General features: G+C 65.7%; 18 protein-coding genes. 7 read left to right on the forward strand and 11 right to left on the reverse strand.

Annotation, left to right across the window (positions count from 1 at the left end):
• Positions 1-123 precede the first annotated feature (123 nt).
• Positions 124-1,038, reverse strand: a complete 915-nt coding sequence (locus J2X62_RS07365; RefSeq protein ID WP_310179403.1) for a L,D-transpeptidase — start codon at positions 1,036-1,038, stop codon at positions 124-126.
• Positions 1,039-1,316: 278 nt separating this feature from the next.
• Here J2X62_RS07365 and J2X62_RS07370 point away from each other — a divergent pair, with 278 nt between their 5' ends.
• The 4 genes from J2X62_RS07370 to J2X62_RS07385 are packed head-to-tail and all read left to right on the forward strand — an operon-like array spanning position 1,317 to position 4,417.
• Positions 1,317-2,036, forward strand: a complete 720-nt coding sequence (locus J2X62_RS07370) for a glycosyltransferase family 2 protein (RefSeq protein WP_256987349.1) — start codon at positions 1,317-1,319, stop codon at positions 2,034-2,036.
• Positions 2,033-3,031 carry an acyl-CoA dehydrogenase family protein gene (locus tag J2X62_RS07375; protein ID WP_057474453.1) on the forward strand — a complete coding sequence of 333 codons (999 nt, stop codon included), beginning with the start codon at positions 2,033-2,035 and terminating at the stop codon, positions 3,029-3,031. Before J2X62_RS07370 ends, J2X62_RS07375 begins: the two co-directional genes overlap by 4 nt.
• The gene (locus tag J2X62_RS07380) at positions 3,025-3,774 is read left to right on the forward strand and encodes a PIG-L deacetylase family protein (protein ID WP_179274116.1); all 750 of its coding nucleotides are present in this window, start codon (positions 3,025-3,027) and stop codon (positions 3,772-3,774) included. Before J2X62_RS07375 ends, J2X62_RS07380 begins: the two co-directional genes overlap by 7 nt.
• Before the next feature lie 13 nt (positions 3,775-3,787).
• Complete coding sequence (locus J2X62_RS07385; RefSeq protein ID WP_310179410.1) at positions 3,788-4,417, forward strand: SAM-dependent methyltransferase; 630 nt, start codon at positions 3,788-3,790, stop codon at positions 4,415-4,417.
• A gap of 18 nt (positions 4,418-4,435) precedes the next feature.
• On the opposite strand, the gene J2X62_RS07390 is transcribed toward J2X62_RS07385, so the two are convergent.
• Both J2X62_RS07390 and J2X62_RS07395 read right to left on the reverse strand, forming a co-directional pair.
• Positions 4,436-5,176: a GAF and ANTAR domain-containing protein gene (locus tag J2X62_RS07390; RefSeq protein ID WP_201010175.1), complete on the reverse strand. Its 741-nt coding sequence runs from the start codon at positions 5,174-5,176 to the stop codon at positions 4,436-4,438.
• 133 nt (positions 5,177-5,309) lie between these two features.
• Positions 5,310-6,332 (reverse strand): putative zinc-binding metallopeptidase, encoded by a 1,023-nt coding sequence (locus J2X62_RS07395; protein WP_027495263.1) that lies wholly within the window; start codon positions 6,330-6,332, stop codon positions 5,310-5,312.
• Positions 6,333-6,544: 212 nt separating this feature from the next.
• Between J2X62_RS07395 and nhaA the strand changes: the two genes are divergently transcribed.
• Positions 6,545-8,401, forward strand: a complete 1,857-nt coding sequence (nhaA, locus tag J2X62_RS07400; protein ID WP_032369555.1) for a Na+/H+ antiporter NhaA — start codon at positions 6,545-6,547, stop codon at positions 8,399-8,401.
• 91 nt (positions 8,402-8,492) lie between these two features.
• Here nhaA and J2X62_RS07405 read toward each other — a convergent pair whose 3' ends face one another.
• Positions 8,493-9,578 carry a DNA polymerase domain-containing protein gene (locus tag J2X62_RS07405; RefSeq protein WP_222097338.1) on the reverse strand — a complete coding sequence of 362 codons (1,086 nt, stop codon included), beginning with the start codon at positions 9,576-9,578 and terminating at the stop codon, positions 8,493-8,495.
• Positions 9,579-9,580: 2 nt separating this feature from the next.
• On the reverse strand, positions 9,581-10,630 hold the full coding sequence (locus tag J2X62_RS07410) for an ATP-dependent DNA ligase (protein WP_222065503.1): 1,050 nt from the start codon (positions 10,628-10,630) through the stop codon (positions 9,581-9,583).
• A 104-nt stretch (positions 10,631-10,734) separates the two neighbouring features.
• On the opposite strand from J2X62_RS07410, the gene J2X62_RS07415 reads away from it, so the two are divergent.
• Both J2X62_RS07415 and J2X62_RS07420 read left to right on the forward strand, forming a co-directional pair.
• Positions 10,735-11,337: a hypothetical protein gene (locus tag J2X62_RS07415; protein ID WP_310179421.1), complete on the forward strand. Its 603-nt coding sequence runs from the start codon at positions 10,735-10,737 to the stop codon at positions 11,335-11,337.
• A gap of 98 nt (positions 11,338-11,435) precedes the next feature.
• Positions 11,436-12,788, forward strand: a complete 1,353-nt coding sequence (locus J2X62_RS07420; protein WP_231578237.1) for an MFS transporter — start codon at positions 11,436-11,438, stop codon at positions 12,786-12,788.
• A gap of 4 nt (positions 12,789-12,792) precedes the next feature.
• On the opposite strand, the gene J2X62_RS07425 is transcribed toward J2X62_RS07420, so the two are convergent.
• The 6 genes from J2X62_RS07425 to J2X62_RS07450 all read right to left on the reverse strand — a co-directional run bounded on the left by J2X62_RS07425 (position 12,793) and on the right by J2X62_RS07450 (position 16,902).
• The gene (locus tag J2X62_RS07425; protein WP_310179424.1) at positions 12,793-13,671 is read right to left on the reverse strand and encodes a universal stress protein; all 879 of its coding nucleotides are present in this window, start codon (positions 13,669-13,671) and stop codon (positions 12,793-12,795) included.
• A 96-nt stretch (positions 13,672-13,767) separates the two neighbouring features.
• Positions 13,768-14,097, reverse strand: a complete 330-nt coding sequence (locus J2X62_RS07430) for a hypothetical protein (RefSeq protein WP_310179425.1) — start codon at positions 14,095-14,097, stop codon at positions 13,768-13,770.
• 83 nt (positions 14,098-14,180) lie between these two features.
• Complete coding sequence (locus J2X62_RS07435; protein WP_139278565.1) at positions 14,181-14,453, reverse strand: hypothetical protein; 273 nt, start codon at positions 14,451-14,453, stop codon at positions 14,181-14,183.
• Between the two features lie 105 nt (positions 14,454-14,558).
• Positions 14,559-15,026, reverse strand: a complete 468-nt coding sequence (locus J2X62_RS07440) for a pyridoxamine 5'-phosphate oxidase family protein (protein WP_045841632.1) — start codon at positions 15,024-15,026, stop codon at positions 14,559-14,561.
• Positions 15,023-15,904, reverse strand: coding sequence for a universal stress protein (locus J2X62_RS07445; protein ID WP_310179431.1), 882 nt, complete (start codon positions 15,902-15,904; stop codon positions 15,023-15,025). The genes J2X62_RS07440 and J2X62_RS07445 overlap by 4 nt, the downstream gene beginning before the upstream one ends.
• On the reverse strand, positions 15,901-16,902 hold the full coding sequence (locus J2X62_RS07450; RefSeq protein WP_310179433.1) for an Acg family FMN-binding oxidoreductase: 1,002 nt from the start codon (positions 16,900-16,902) through the stop codon (positions 15,901-15,903). Before J2X62_RS07450 ends, J2X62_RS07445 begins: the two co-directional genes overlap by 4 nt.
• Between the last annotated feature and the right edge of the window lie 77 nt (positions 16,903-16,979).

Raw genomic sequence — 16,979 nt, forward strand, 5'->3', positions numbered from 1 at the left:
TATTTCGGTTTATATTTTTTCTCCCCCCCCCCCCCCTGGTCCCCCACCAACCACTATCCGTTGGTGTGTGTTGTTTTGTTGTCGCGCCGCCCCCAAAAACCCCCCCCACCACTGCCGCAGGCACTAGCGGTTCCAGTCTCCGAGGCCGTCGGATCCGCTGAGGGTGCCGCCGTCGGTGTTGACGACGATGACGGGGTCACCCTTCTGGGCGTTCTCGAAGAACCACTTGCCGTCTTCGGTGCTGACGTTGAGGCAGCCGTGCGAGGAGTTGGAGTAGCCCTGCTGCGACTCGGACCACGGCGCGGCGTGGACGAAGATGCCGCTGTACGAGATGCGCGTGGCGTACTCGACGTACGTGCGGTAGCCCTCTTCGGAGTCCACCGGCACCCCGTAGGTGGAGGAGTCCATGTACATGTCGCGGAAGCGCTCGCCGACGATGTAGGTGCCGTTCGGGGTTTCGTGGCCGACCTTGCCCATGGAGGTGGGCATCGTGCGAACGACCTCGCCGTTGCGGGTGACGGTGATCTGCTTGGTGTTGTCGTCGGCCGTGGTGATGATCGAGTCGCCGGTGGAGAACTCGGCTTTCGCGCCGCCTGCTTCGACGGTCACCTGGGTGTGCGCCGGGTAGAACTCGTTGGGCAGCCACCGCACCTGAGTGTCGTTGATCCAGTAGAAGTGGCCGTCCACGGACGGGTTCGTGGTAACGCGGATGGCGCGCAGTGCGGCGTCGCGATCTCCGATGGCCTCGTCGAAGCGGATCGCGATGGGTTGCGCCACTCCGACGACCTCGCCGCCGGACGGGCTGATGCTGGGATCGGCGAAGTTCGCCGGTGCCAACGGTGCCACCCGCTGCTGCGGGGCGGGTGCCGGTGCCGCCGGGTCCGAGGATCCGGGCACGCCGGGGATCGACACGTCGGGGCCGCCCGGCCACAGCGGAGCCGCCTGGGCAGATCCGAATGCTGCAGAGGCGGCGAGCGCCGTACCTGCGAGAATTGCCCCGATACGGGCGAACCTGCGAGTGCGAACCTGAGTTGCCATGTGACCCGACCATCCTTCGTACTGCGTCGTGATGCCCAGTAGCAGTGCTGCCGCGGGGCAACGCCCATTAACACATACCACCCGGACTTTTGCTAATCGGATATTGCCGAAAACGACGACGGAATCCACGACGACGAGTAGCTTCCCGCCACCCGAGCCCCTTCTTCGAGCCGTAGGTGTCGATCGTCTGCGAACGGGTATGTCGCATGCAACGTACTCCGTCCAGCCACCGGCGGTTCCGCAACGGGCTCGAGGTCCGGTGTCCGAAAGGGTGGCTCGTGACTGTCGATACCAGCACTCCAGTCCGTCGCATCGTCGTCGTCGTGCCCGCACACGACGAACAGGATCTGCTCGACGCCTGCCTGAATGCCCTGGCGAAGGCCGCACGTCGCGTCGCCGACGTCGCCCCGGTGACGGTATCCACGACGGTCGTTCTCGACGCGTGCACCGACGGTTCGGCGCGTGTCGCGGCGCGTCACCCGTCCGTCTCGGTCGTGACGGTGGCCCATCGCAACGTGGGAGCCGCGCGGGCGGCCGGATTCGCAGCGGACCTGAACGGCGGTCTGGGCCGCGCCGACACGTGGTACGCCACCACCGACGCCGACTCGACCGTGGGCGAGCAGTGGCTGGTGGGGCATCTGCGGCACGCCGCCGAGGGTGCCCGGGCTGTGGTCGGGACGGTGTCGGTGCGCTTCGAGGACCGCATCGTCGACGACGAAGCACTGCGCTCCTCCTATGACGCTCAGTACGTGAACGAGGTGGGCCATCCCCACGTCCACGGTGCCAACCTGGGTGTTCGGGCGACGGACTACTGGGCGGTCGGCGGGTTCGCGCCGCTCGCCACCGGCGAGGATCACGACCTGGTCCGTCGTCTGGAGCTCGGCGGCACCGTGTGCCGCAGGGTGTGTGACATTCCGGTCGATACTTCGGGCCGCCTGCGCGGCAGAGCACCCGACGGTATGGCCGGCTTCCTTCGTTCTCTGGAGCCTTCTGCATGACCGACACCGGATTCGTCGACACCCCCGATCGCACCACCGATCTCGAGTCGGCGTTACGCGCGCAGTTTCTCGCGTTCGAGGCGGACGGGCGGTTGGATCTGGCTCTCCCCGGCTCGGGAAACACAGACCACCGGTGGCAGTCGCTGGCTGCGCTGGGTCGGCACGACACCGTCCTGGGCCGCTGGGCCGAGGCACACACCGATGCGATCGCGATTCTGCACGAGCTCGACGGCCCGACGCCCGAGCGTGGCCAGATCTGGGGCGTGTGGGCTGCGGAACCCCCGGCTCCGATTCTGGAAGCGGTACGCGGCGATTCGGGGTGGCTCCTGTCCGGGACCAAGCCGTGGTGTTCGGGGGCGTCCGTCTGCACCCACGCACTCGTGACCGCTCGCGTCGACGGCGAGCCGCGATTGTTCGCAGTGGACCTGACTCATCCGGGTGCTGCCCCGGTGCCGAACACGTGGCATGCCGTCGGAATGCGCGAGAGCGACTCGGGCTCGGTGGCATTCGATCGTGTCCCCGCTGTCGTGGTCGGTGGACCGACGGACTACCTGACCCGGCCGGGCTTCTGGCATGGGGCGATCGGAGTGTCGGCCGTCTGGTTCGGTAGCGCCTGCGCGGTGGCCGACACCCTTCATTCGACCGTGCGCTCGCGTCCCGACCCACATCGCGCCGCTCACCTCGGTGCCATCGCATCGGCTCTCGGAGCCGCGTCGAGTGCCCTGACCACCGCGGCAGCCGAGGTCGACGCAGATCCGTTCGACCGCTCCGGCCGCGCTCGGATCCGTGCTCGCATCGTGCGCGCCGTCGTCGAGGATGCCGCCACGCAGTGCATCGACCGCGTCGGGCGAGCGCTCGGTGCCGGCCCGCTGTGCGCAGACGCAGAGCATGCTCGACGCGTCGCCGACCTCACCGTCTATCTGCGACAGAGCCACGCCGAACGCGACCTCGAAGCCCTCGGACACGACATCGCACAGGAAGACAACCCTTGGTAGAGAACGCATTCGACGCCGACGTCGACCTCGGTACCGCCGAATCGGACTGGCTGTCCGCAGATTGGTCGATTCCCGGTCTGCACTGGAGCGATGTCGTCACCATGGTCGTCGTGGCACCCCATCCCGACGACGAAGTACTGGGCGTCGGTGGGTTGCTGTCGATGGCCGCAGCCGCAGGTGTCGACGTACGGGTCGTCGCGGTCACCGACGGCGACGGTTCGCATCCGGGATCTCCGACGGTGTCGGCCGAGGACCTGCGCGCCCTGCGGCCCGTCGAGTCCGAGCGTGCCCTCGCCGAACTGGGCATCGTTCAGCCGCCGACGCGGCTGCAGTTCACCGACGGCGAGGTCGAAAAGCACGAGGACGCTCTGGCCCGCGCGCTGGTACCGCTGCTCGACGCCACTCCGGGTACCTGGTGCCTGACGCCGTGGCGCGGGGACGGCCACCCCGATCACGAAGCCACGGCGCGTGCCTGCCTCACCGCGGCCGCCGTCGTGGGGATACCGGTGGTGGAATATCCGATCTGGATGTGGCACTGGGCAACTCCCGAACACCGGGCGGTGCCGTGGTCACGCAGTCGCCGCATCGACCTGCCCGCGCATGCCGTCGAGGCGAAACGGGCATCGATCGAGCGTTTCGAATCTCAGATTCGACCGCTGTCCGATCACCCGGCAGATCGCGCAGTGTTGCCACCGCACATCCTGACGCGGTTCCGACGTCCGTTCGAAGTCGTCTTCGCATGAGTAGGCTGTCCGCATGAGCTTGAGTCCGGAATACTTCCGCGATGTGTATGCCGCGCACGAGGATCCGTTCATGCTCGACAGCAAGTGGTACGAGCGTCGCAAGTATGCCCTCACCCTGGCATCGCTGCCCAAGCCGCACTATCGACGCGGCCTCGAACCCGGTTGCTCCATCGGCGTGCTCACCGAACAGCTCGCTGCCCGCTGTGAGCATCTGGTGTCGACCGACGTGGTGCAGAGCGCACTGGATACGGCTCGCGCGCGCGTAGGCGAGAGTGCTGCAGTCGATTTCGCACTGTGGTCCCTCTCCGACGACGTATCTGCGTTGCCGAACCCCCACGAGAAGTTCGATCTGATCGTCGTCAGCGAGGTGGGCTATTACCTCGACGACGACGACCTGGCGGCCGCCATGAGCCGCATCGTCGGGCGGCTGGAGGCCGGAGGCACACTGGTGGCCGCGCATTGGCGTCACGACGTGGACGACTATCCCATCTCGGGCGACCGGGTTCACGAGATCATCGCTGCCACAACCGGACTGGCTGCACTGAGCCGCTATCTGGACGAGGACGTGCGGATCGAGGTGTTCATCGCCACCGATGCTCCCGCCGTATCGGTCGCCAGCACCGACGGACTCGACGTGCGATGAGGCCCGAAGCCCCGGTCGCTATTCGGTGGACTTCGCCGCGTCGTCGACCAACTGCACGGCGAGATCGGCCAGCTTGACGTTGGTGTCCTGAGAGAGCTTGGCCAGCAACGCGAACGCCGCCTGCGAATTGAGGTTGTAGCGTTCCATCAGCATGCCCTTGGCCTGCCCGATCAGATCCCGGCTGGTCAGCGCGGCCCTGATCTGCTGTTCTTCCCGGGCGCTGGAGAACGCGATGGCCGCGTGCGCAGCGAACAACGAACCGATGGATTCGGCCTCGGCCGAGAACGCGCCGGTTCGCGTCGAATGCAGGTTGAGTGCGCCGAAATTGAACCCTTCGACGTAGAGCTGAAAGCAGATCATGCTCTTGACCCCGAGCGCAGACGCTGCATCGGTGAACTGAGGCCATCGAGTCTCGCTGTCCATGTCGTCGATACGGATGGTCGTCTGTTCGATCGCCGACTCGAGGCACGGCCCCTCGCCCAGCTGCTCCTGAATCTTGTCGCAGTGCCCGGCAACTTCTCCTGAAAGGGCTGCGCTATGCACGAACTTGCCCTGCATGACCGTCGTGATGGATGCGTACTCGGCATTGGGGACCTGAGCGACCGCGGCCTCGGTGATCATGGCCAGGACGCGATCGGGATCGGAATGCTGACGCCGCAGCTTCTCGGCCACCTCGGCCAGCCGGCGACTCAGCTGGAAGTCGGTAACCCGCGGGATGGCACCCGACGCGTTCAGTGTCTGCTCGCTGATGGTGGTCACCTCGTCCTACTGCTGCACTCTGCCCGCGACTGCACTCTGCCCACTAATGCGCAGGGGGCGTACCCGGTATCGGCGGATGCCGACAACACAGGATACGCCCCTGGGCGCTGAGCTCAACGACCGTGAGCGAGGCTCACAGAGCGCTGGGTGCCACCAGAGAGTGCACGAAGCCGATCTTCTTCACGACGGTCGCCGGCAGCACGAACGGGTACAGGTCCTGGTGACCCATCGATCGGTTGATCTGGTTGAGTGCCCACGACAACGGCAGCCACCAGTCGATGATCTGATCGAAGCCGACCTCGCCGGGCAGCGGGCTCTCGAGGGTGGATCCGGCCGGTGCCATCCCGAAGGCCGCGGCCGTGTCGAGGGTGTCGCGGATGTGCAGGTAGTGGGCGAAGGTCTCGGCCCAGTCCTCGGCGGGGTGCATGGTGGCATAGGACGAGACGTAGGTGTCCTCCCAGCCCTCCGGTGCACCTTCGCTGTAGTGGCGATCGAGCGCATCCTGGTAGCTCGAATCCGGATCGCCGAACAGTTCCTCGAACGCCGCGCGGTGTTCACCGTCTCCGACCAGCACCATCTGGTAGTAATGGCCGATCTCGTGACGGAAGTGCCCGACCAGCGTGCGGTAGGGCTCCGACATCTCCACGCGGAGCTGCTCGCGGTGCACGTCGTCGCCCTCGGCGAGGTCCAGGGTGATCAGACCGTTGTTGTGACCGGTCATCACCTGCTGGTTGGCGCTGGAGAGCAGATCGAACATCAGACCCGTGGACGCGTCCTCGTCCCGGCCGACGATCGGCAGACCCAGCTCGGTGAGCTCGAGGATGACGCGACGCTTGTTGGTCTCCGCGTCCGCGTAGGCGGCCATGGCGTCCAGGTCGTCGTCGGCCGGGCGAGTCCGCGTCAGCCGGCAGGACAGGCAGAGGTCGTCGGAATCGGATGCGTCGACCAGCCAGTTGCAGCGTGCGGTGTTGAGATTGGCGCACGTCTTCCAGATGGCACCGTCCACCTCGGCCTCGGAGATGCCGTCTTCCTTGTCCGGGAGCACCAGGAGGGCTCTGCTCGGCAGATGGAAGCCGAGTGCGCTCGAGCAGCTCAGACACAGTGAGTTCTCGAACGACAGCTTCTGTCCGCACTTGCGGCAGATGAAATCACGCATGGATGTTCCTTAGTGGCAGGGGTGAGTCGGGCTCGTATTCCCGATTCTCGGCGGACTAATGCCGTTCGCCGAATATGTCGTGCACATCTCTTCGACAACGCTTCCCGGCAAGAGAACCATCCAGGGTACTGACCTGCGTGGAAGTAAAGCGTCGACCGCCGTGTTGGTACAGACTGCTTCACAACACCTCCGAGGAAGGACCCGGGCTGCAGATGGCAGATCAGATCACGCCGACGGACCGGCCGATGGCACGATTCGTCGAACGGATCTCGCGGGCTCGCGGCGAGAAGAACAGTGAAACCTTGGCCGCGGGCTTCCTGCTGGCGGCCACGTTGATCGCCCTGATCTGGGCGAACTCACCACTCGGTGACACCTATCAGTCGTTCTGGCACACCGAACTGTCGATCACCGTGGGTGAGCACGGCATCTCCCTCGACCTCGCCCACTGGGTCAACGACGGGCTGATGGCGCTGTTCTTCTTCGTCGTCGGCCTCGAGGTCAAACGCGAGTTCGCGATGGGTGAGCTCACCGACAGATCGCGCGCAGCGATTCCCATCGTGGCTGCACTCGCCGGTCTGGCCGCACCCGCGCTGCTGTTCCTCGCCTTCAACCCCTCCGGCCCGGCCGCCCAGGCCTGGGGCGTGGTCATCTCCACCGATACCGCGTTCCTGCTCGGTGCCCTTGCGGTACTCGGCCCGAAGAAGGCCGCGCGGCTGCGGATCTTCTTGTTGACGCTGGCCGTGGCCGACGACGTGGGCGCGCTGGCGATCATCGCGTTCTTCTACACCGACGATCTCGACGTGGTTCCGTTGGTGTTGGCGTTCATCGGGCTCGGACTGATCTTCCTGTTGCGTCGGCTCGAGGTGTGGCGCGGTGTCGGGTACTTCGTCGTCGCACTGTTCACGTGGGTCGCGATGTACGAGTCGGGAGTTCACCCCACGCTCGCCGGCGTGATGATCGCACTGATTCTTCCGGTGTACCCGCCGCGTCGCTCCGAGGTGGAACGAGCCTCGGACCTCACCCGCGCCTTCCGTCAATCGCCGAATCCCGAATACGCCCGCGCCGCGAGACTCGGCCTGGATCAAGCCGTCTCGGTCAACGAGAGACTGATGCGCCTGTATCAGCCGTACACCGCGTTCATCATCGTGCCGATCTTCGCGCTCGCCAATGCCGGGGTGGTGCTCAGCTCGGACACCCTGAAGGCTGCCTCCACGTCGACGCTCACCTGGGGCATCATCGCCGGCCTGGTGCTCGGCAAGCTCATCGGAATCACCGGGGCCTCGGCCATTTTCGCGAAGTTGCGACCCTCGGCTCTGGCTCCGGGGCTGACCATGTCGCACATCGCGGGCGGTGCGGCGATGTCCGGAATCGGATTCACGATCTCGCTGTTCATCATCGATCTCGCGCTCGACGATCCGCTGCTGGCCGACGAGGCCCGCGTCGGCGTGCTGGCGGCCTCGGTCATCGCTGCCCTGCTCGGCTGGATTCTGTTCCGCATCGACGCGAAGATCCACCCGCCGAAAGCCGAAGCGTCGCTGCGTATTCTGCGTCCGGTCAGCGCCAAGCGCGATCACATCCGCGGGCCCGTCGACGCTCCGCTGACGATCGTCGAATACGCCGATTTCGAATGCCCGTTCTGCAGCAAAGCAACCGGCAGCGTCGCCGAGGTACGCAAGCATTTCGGCGACGACCTCCGGTATGTCTACCGACACCTGCCGCTGGACGACTACCACCCCCATGCCCGCTACGCCGCGTATGCCAGCGAGGCTGCCGCGGCGCAGGGCAAGTTCTGGGAGATGGCCGACGTGTTGTTCCGCAACAGCGACGCCCTCGAACCCGACGACATCGACGGGTACGCACGCGAACTCGGCCTCGACATGGACAGATTCGAGGACGACATCCGCACCGGCGACTACGTGGTGCGCGTCGAGGACGACGAACTCGACGCCACGTCCTCCGATGTGGGCGGCACTCCGACGTTCTACCTGGGTCGCGGCGACAAGAACCTCACCCGCCACGTGGGGCCGTACGACGCGGCGACGTTGATCCGGGAACTCGAATCCATGTGAGGGTGGGCCGGGTTGCACAGAACACGGCTCGATCGACCGGATCCCGTCGACAACGCTACGTAGTGTGCAACCCTGCCCAGGCCGAGCGGAACTAGCTGTCGGTGCGATTTCCTTCCGCATCCCAGTGCTCGGCGACTTTCTTCGACGGCTGCACTCGGGGTGGTTCGCCGGGCATCTTGGGGTAGTCGGGCGGGAAGTTCAGCTCACCACCCGGCAGTGTTTCCCACAGGTGCAGAAGCGGTTCCAGTGAATAGGCCTTCTTGTCCATGTCGGCCCACGGGTCGCCGTCCTGCACCAGTTCCGGCACGGTGACGAGGTTGAAGTCACGCGGATCGGTGACGTCCGCCAACTGCGACCACGTCATCGGCGTACTCACCGTCGCTCCGGGACGGGCTCGCAGACTCCACGCGCTGGCTATGGTGCGGTCACGGTTGTTCTGGTTGTAATCGATGAAGATGCGTTCTCCGCGTTCTTCTTTCCACCAGTTGGTGGTCACCCCGTCGTCGCGACGTTCGAGTTCTCGGCCCAGGCCGATGGCCGCATGGCGCACCTGCTCGAAGGTGTACTCGGGCTCGATGCGCACGTAGATGTGAATGCCACGATTGCCGCTGGTCTTGGGGTAGCCGCGTAAGCCCAACTCCTCCAACAGCTCTCGCGTCACATCGGCGACCCGAAGCGCGTCGGCGAACGTCGTCCCGGGCTGCGGATCGAGATCGAGACGCAGCTCGTCGGGATGGTCGACGTCCGGTCGTCGTACCGGCCACGGATGAAAGGTCAGCGTGCCCATCTGAGCTGCCCACACCAGAGACGCAGTTTCGGAGGGACACAGTTCCTCGGCAGTGCGCTTGCTCGGGAACGCGATCTTCACGGTCTCGATCCACTCGGGCGCACCCTTGGGCAACCGCTTCTGATAGAAACCGTCGCCCTCCTTGTCCTGCGGGCCGAGCGCCAATCGCATGCCCTCGCGGTAGCCGTCGGGCCACCGCTCCATCGCGGTCGGGCGGTCGCCGATCGCCCGCATCAGCGGTTCGCCCACCGCGGCGAAGTATTCGCACACCTGGAGTTTGGTGATCTCCGGGGTGCGTTCGGTCGCTTCGTAGATCACGCGGTCGGGACTCGACACTCGCACTTCGCGCTCGCCCGCCTGCACGAACGCCGGTGGTGTTTTCGCGGCCATGCCTATCGCCCTCCAGCAATCACATCGGCGACGTCGTAGCGCACCGGCACCTCGAGCTGGTCGTAGGCGCACGAGCGCGGATCGCGATCCGGTCGCCAGCGCAGGAACCTGGCCACGTGCCGCAGCCGCGCGCCTTCCATCTGGTCGTAGGCCACTTCGATGACCCGCTCGATGCGCACCGGAATCCAATTGCGATCGTTGGACGAATTCCAACGCGTCGCCTCGCCGTCGTAGGTGACGTCGTCACCGAGCCGAAGCGGTTCGAGTTCTTCGAGCAACTCCAGCCGCCGCTTGTCGGTGAACGCCGACGCTCCGCCGATCATGCGCAGATCCTCGCCGTCGTACAGGCCGAGCAGCAGTGATCCGATGCCGTTGCCGGACTTGTGAATTCGATAGCCGATCAACACGCAGTCGGCGGTACGGGCATGCTTGATCTTGATCATCTCGCGCTTGTTGGGCAGGTACGGCCCGTCGAGCTTCTTCGCTACGACGCCGTCGAGGCCTGCTCCCTCGAACCGCTCGAACCAGTCCTCGGCCACGGCCGCATCGTCGGTGGCCGAGGTGACGAAGCAACTCGGCCCGCCCGTGCCCACCGCGTCGAGCAATCGCGTCCGCCGCGTCGAGAACGGCTCACCCGTCAGATCCTCGTCGCCGACGGCCAACAGATCGAAGCCGATGAACTGCGCCGGTGTCTTCTCCGCCAGCATCGTCACTCGGCTCGCCGCGGGATGGATGCGCTCGGACAACGACTCCCAGTCCAGGCGCGTGGAACCGTTCTTCTCGCGCGGCACCACGATCTCCCCGTCGATCACGATCTTCTCGGGTAGCTCGGCCTTGACTGCCTCGACGAGCTCGGGAAAGTAGCGAGCCAGGTCCTTGCCGCCGCGCGATCCCAGCACCACCTCGTCGCCGTCACGGAACACGATGGCGCGAAAACCGTCCCATTTGGGCTCGTACGACCACGCCGGCGGCCCGTCCTCGGGCTGAGGAGGCACCACTTTCGCGGCTTTGGCGAGCATCGGCGCAACCGGAACGGCGAGAGGAAGATCCACGCACTTCATCCTGCCTCATGCGGCCGACAACCGAGTCCGATATTTTCTACACACATACGGTCGATGCACCCAGCAGGCTTCTTTCGTCGAGAGCAGGACTCACCATGGCGTCACCCACTCGTTCGGTCCGCGCTTTCGTCGTCGCTCTGTCCGCCTGCGCGGCGGTGCTACTGAGCGGATGCGCCTCGGAGGTATCCGGGACCGCCGTCGCCATCTCCGGTGCCAGCATTCCCACCACCACGACGCCGCCACGCACCACCACCGGTTCCCCGACCCCCGACATCGACGAGGGCGGCAGCGTCGACATCGACGTCGAGATCGGCCAGTGCGTCGAACTCGGTGGGACGGTCGAGAACGCCACCGTCGCCAATGCGAACTGCGGATCCCCACAGTCCAACTACGTCGTGTTCGCCAAGACTCCGACCTCGGCCGAATGCCCGCCCGACGCCGATCAGTACTACTACGAGACGTACTTCGACATCGAGCAAGGGGCCCTGTGCCTCGACATCGACTGGATCGTCGGTGGCTGCATGGACTTGGTGGGCGAGTTCGCGCAACGCGTCGACTGCGCCACCCCGGGTGCCGACACCCGCCGGGTGGTGACCATCCTGCAGGGCACCACGTCGGTCGACGACTGCCCCGACCCCGCGTTGTACGGATTCGAGAAGGACTCCCGCAACTTCGTCGTCTGCGTCGAGAAGTTGTGACCGAGCAGCCTGCAGAGCGGCCCGATGTAGCCATTTCCCTGTCCAGTGCGCGGGGCCGATGGATCGTCGCGGCCACCGTGCTCGGGTCGTCTCTGGCGATGCTCGACGCCACCGTGGTCAACATCGCGCTGCCGGCCATCGGTCGGGATCTGGGATCGGGTGTCACCGGACTGCAGTGGACGCTCAGCGGTTACACGTTGGCGCTGGCGTCGCTGATCCTGCTCGGGGGCTCGCTCGGTGACCGGCTCGGACGCAGGCGGGTGTTCGTCTGGGGCACCGTCTGGTTCACGGCGGCATCGGTCCTGTGCGGTCTTGCCCCCAGCATCGAGGTGTTGATCGCCGCGCGGCTGCTCCAAGGCATCGGCGCGGCATTGCTGACCCCGGGTTCGCTCGCGCTGATCTCGGCGTCCATCAGATCCGACGATCGCGGAGCCGCGATCGGGCTGTGGTCGGGGTTGGGCGGAGTGGCGTCGGCGATCGGTCCACTGCTCGGCGGCTGGCTCGTCGACGCCGTCGGCTGGCGCGCGGTGTTCTTGATCAATGTTCCACTGGCCGTGGTGGTCGTGTGGGTGGCGATGAAACATGTTCCGGAGAGCCGTGATCCGCACGCCGCCGGTCGCCTCGACGTCCCCGGCGCGGTGACGGTCGCCGCTGCCCTCGGGCTGCTGACGTACGGCCTGATCGAGTCCCACGTTCTTGCGCTCGCGTTGGGGATCGTCGCGGTCGGAATGTTCGTGGTGATCGAGCGCCGCACCCACGATCCGCTGGTACCGCCGTCACTGTTCGCCTCGCGCGTGTTCCTGGCAGCCAATCTCGTGACCTTCGCCGTGTACGCCGCCCTGGGCGGGGTGTTCTTCCTCCTGGTGTTACAGCTGCAGTTCGCGGTCGGGTTCTCCCCTGTCGCAGCCGGATTGGCCACCATCCCGATCACCGTGCTGATGCTCGTACTGTCGGCCCGTGCGGGCCGGCTCGCGGGGCGCATCGGCCCGCGCATCCCGATGACGGTCGGGCCGCTGCTGTCGGCGGCGGGGCTGCTGCTGATGCTGCGCATCGGGCCCGGATCCACCTATGTCGCCGATGTTCTCCCCGCCGTCGTCGTGTTCGGCCTCGGCCTGTCCGCTCTGGTGGCCCCGTTGACCGGAGCCGTCCTGAGCGCGGCACCGGACGACCGCGCCGGAATCGCATCGGGCGTCAACAATGCTGTCGCCAGAACCAGTCAACTGCTCGCCGTTGCCGCGCTGCCCGCATTGGCAGGCATTGCCGGGTCCGATTACTCCGCGCCACAGGTGTTCTCGGCCGGATTCCACTCGGCGATGCTGATGTGCGCCGGGCTCTTAATACTCGGTGCCGTCATCGCGGCGGCGCTGATCAAGAGCACTGGCGACACCTCCGACTGCCCACCGCACTGCGATCTGGGCGCACCCCCGGTCGACAGACGCAGCGTCGACTGACTGCTCACCGCACGATCAACACCGAGCATTCGGCATGGTGCACGAGGTTCTGACTGACCGACCCCAGGATCGCACCGCGGAGGGCACCTCTACCTCGGCACCCGACAACGAGCATCGATGCCGACGCAGACAGCGCTCGCAAGCCTCGCGTCGGGCTCGATTGGGCACTGACGGTCGTAAGCTGCACAGCCGGATACTTCTCGTGCATCTTCTCCACATGCGTTTCCAGCCAACGCTTCTCGTCTTCCTGCACCGCCTGCCAGTCGATGTAGCCGGCGCTCATCCCGATGCCGGCCTGAGCCGCGAACCCCCAGTAGTTGACCGCGATCACGGGTGCGCCCAGGTTGTCGGCCATCTCGAGCGCGGCACCCAGCGCTCGATCGGACTGTTCGCTGCCGTCGATCCCGACCACTATCGGACGGACCACGTCGGCCTTGTCGTTTTCGTTGCGGAGCAACAACACCGGACACTTCGCGTGCGTCATGACGCGCAGCGTGTTGCTACCGAGGGTGAGGTCGCGGATCGCGCTCGACTTCCTGGATCCCAGCACCACCATGTCTGCTCCCACGTCGGCCACGTACAACGCTATGGTGCCGTCCACACTGACGGTGTCCACGGATACCCCGGGTGCGGCGGCGTGTACCTCGCCCTCTGCTCGGACGAGGTGTTTGCGGCCCATGGCACGAAGATCCCTCTCCAGCGCGCCACCGTCGACGAATGCTGCCGACCCGTACCAATCCCCCACGGGGACTGCATGAACGAGACGTACGGTCGCGTGGACCTTGTCCGCGTAGGTGCCGGCCCATCGGGCTGCAGCCTCGGCCTCGGCCGATCCGTCGATACCCACGACGATGGGAAGTGTGCGGGCGGTGGAATTACTCATGTGATCTTCCTGTCTCGATGTCGACGGCCACGGCACAGTCGCCATGACATGATGAATTGCGTTGCAGTCGAATTGGCAGTCCGTGTTCGCGTCCGGTCAGTGGCCGAAGAGCGTGGACACCTCGTCGAGGTCGATGTCGGTTCGGCAACCGCTCGGCTCCAATTCGACGTAGAAACTCTCGTAGCCGCGCGGGTCCGCACCTCGCTCACCCGTGCTGAGCCGCTCGAACACTCGTGCGTCCGGCCACCGTTCGAGCACGGCTGTTCTGAGGATGTGTCCGTCGGGCGAGACCCCGCTGAGAGGCCCGTACTCGGCGATCACCACCGAATGGACGACACCGTCGATCGATGCAGTGGTCACCGGAAACACCATCGGTACCGATTGCGTCGGAATCTCGACGACTACGGAGTCGGAATCGACCCGCATCGAGCCCGGCACCTGTGGCCTTTCACTGTCGGTCCTCCTCGTCGTTCCTGCTCTCGCGGGCTCACGTCCGCCAGAAGTCGGCGTCACATCGACCCCGCCACAGAATCGGAACCCGAAGGCGCATGCGACCTTTGCGCGGCGTGCTGCCCTGCACGAAGGCTCACTGCGGCCATCACGAACATCGCTGCTGCCGCACCTCCGCAGACCGCAGCCCAGCCGGTCACACCGGACGCGAGCAACGTCAAGAAAAGGCCTACCGCGGCGACGGCACACACCAGTAGCACTTCGGCGAGGACATTTTCGGCCTCGGCCAACACGGCCTGCCCGTCGTGTCCGTCGTGTACTTGCTGCTTCATCTCGAACTCCTCGAAGTCGACGAATCGGTAGAACCGACATTGCCGAATTCTCGATGCCGACGGCAGGGTCGAAAGTCCCGATCCTGCCGCCATGAGGCCCGGCCTTCACCCTCGTGAATTCGTCTCGCCCGCAGTCGGTCCACGCATCAGCTCGACCCCCGACACCGACGTCGGGGTCACTTCGACGAGTCGGTGCATCGGTGGGCCGTCCGAATGCGGCCGGGGCAGTAGCTGTTCGAGGACTTCGAGTCGAGCATCCACAACCGCACGGGCGATTCCGTGAATCACGACAGTCGATACGGTCAGGTGAGCGTCGTCCTCGGCGTCCACTTCCAGGACGACCGAGGAATCGAGCGCGCTCCACCCCAACCGCGACCGCCCCTCGGCGTAGAAATACACCCGACTACCGCTCCACACGATGGAGACCGGGTCGATGGTGGGCCCGAAGTGGTCGTGGCCGATCAGCCGTGCGACGGTCGCCCGTCGCGCAAGCCGATGAGCGTTGTCGGAGTCCAGAACTCGTCGTCGATCCTCACTCCCGCGCACACGATTCGGTACGGTGCGGTTGGTCATAGGTCTCTGCAGATCATCACCGGGCAGTGGGCGTGGCGGGTGAGGTTGCTACTGGTCGATCCGAACAGTGCTCGGGCAACCACTCCTCGCCCGTGACTGCCGACCACCACGAGGCCGGCTCGCTTGGACAGATCGACAAGGAGATGCGCCGGGTTACCCTGTCGCACCACATGTTCGACACTGACATCCGGATATTTCTCGGCCCATCCGGCCAGACATTCGGAGAGCAGCATCTGCTGCTCACGCTCGATCTCGGTGCTGTCATGCGGCCCCGGCGGGGAGAGCGCCGCACCGTGGGACCACGAGTTCCAGGCGAGCGCTGCGATCATCGATACACCGAACAACGAGGCCAGATCGAAGGCCTGCTCGACGGCCGCCTCACTCGTTGCACTGCCGTCGATACCGACGAGGACCGGCGCGTCGAAACCGGCGTCGCCCTCCCGCCACACGATCACCGGGCACAGGGCCGCGTTCGAGGTCTCCTGCGCCGTACTGCCGAACAAAACGGACACGATCGGACCGGAACCCGAATTGCCGACGACGAGCATCCGCGCGGTGGAGGAGAGTTCGACCATCATCGTGCACGCCGTCGCCTCCTCTACCGAGGTGGAGACGGCAAGGTCGGGATGACGGGCCAGCACTGCGGCAGCGACGTCGGTCACCATGTGTTCGGAAGCTTGGCGCTGCTCGTCCCACACCTCCCTCGGCACAACATATGCGGGCTCGCCCATGTAGATCACAGGCTGCTGTACTGCAGCGGCGATGAGCAGGGGAGAGTCCACCCTTTCTGCCAGTGTCGCCGCCCAGAGCGCAGCGCCGATACTGCCGGCCGAACCATCCACCCCCACCACGATTTTCTGATGTGCTGCGAGAATCACGATCGTCTCCTGTTCGTTGCACGTGCGGGAGCAGACAGCACCGAGGCCACCGCATGTCGTGGCGTTCGAGGCGCCGGGGCACCGATCATCGGTGTACCGACTCGAATCAGCACCTGTGCCATGCCGATGTGCGGTGCCAACGACTGGACGAGTCGCCTGCTTCGACCCTGTTCCGTCATATGAGTCAACGGGCACGTCGCCAAGCCGTCCGCGGTCGCTGCCAGCAGAAACGTCGACATGGCACGGCCACAGTTCAGCCAATCCAGTCGTTCGTCCGACGGTGTGCCGAGCAGCACCACCGTGGACTCGTCTTCGACCGGCTCCCGCGGAACCACCTTGCCGACGCGGTGCGGTTCGGGGAATGCTCGCCCCACCTGCACCCTCGACGCATCCGCGCGGTTCGTCAGCGCCTCCGGCGGAATTCCGCCGGAACGGAACGAGTGCCCGGCCCACCATCTGATCTCGGCCTGGTACGTCGCGTCGAACTTCCGGATGCCCGCGCTCAGCGTCGAGGCCCTCGCCAACGTCTGTTTCGACTCTGCCGACAACACGGTCATCTCGGTGCCGTAGTGCTGCCGACCGAGATATCGCGTCAGAACGCGATCGGTCGGCACCGGGCCGAACGCCCGCCGATCCGAGTGCCGACGATTAATCGCACTCAACATGTCGAACTCACGCGACCGAGGATGCGCGTCGTGCACGAGACGGATACGAGCAAGATGATCCGGCGAGCCCGGGGCGGGCAACAGGTCGATCTCGGTCTTCCACCGAAACGCCGCGGCAGCCTTCTCGAGATGGTCCAACGCAGCCCCGCAGCTCATCACCATCTGCCGTTCGGTCGGGTCGATCACCCCCAGCACGCGGGAGGTGTCGGTGTACAGATCGAGTCCGTGTTCGGAGTAGGTCCACCTCCACGGCTGGCTGTTGTGCACCGACGGCGCGCGACACGCGAGCTCCACCAGCATTTCCACCACGGCCGTATCCGGCTGATCGCTCATCGTCTCTCCTCGACCTCCCACCGCGATGCGGTGGATCCGCCCCCACTGTCGCCCCGAGGTCGCGGTGCTCGACAGGG

Source organism: Rhodococcus sp. 3258, from assembly GCF_031456475.1.
Taxonomy (GTDB): domain Bacteria; phylum Actinomycetota; class Actinomycetes; order Mycobacteriales; family Mycobacteriaceae; genus Rhodococcoides; species Rhodococcoides fascians.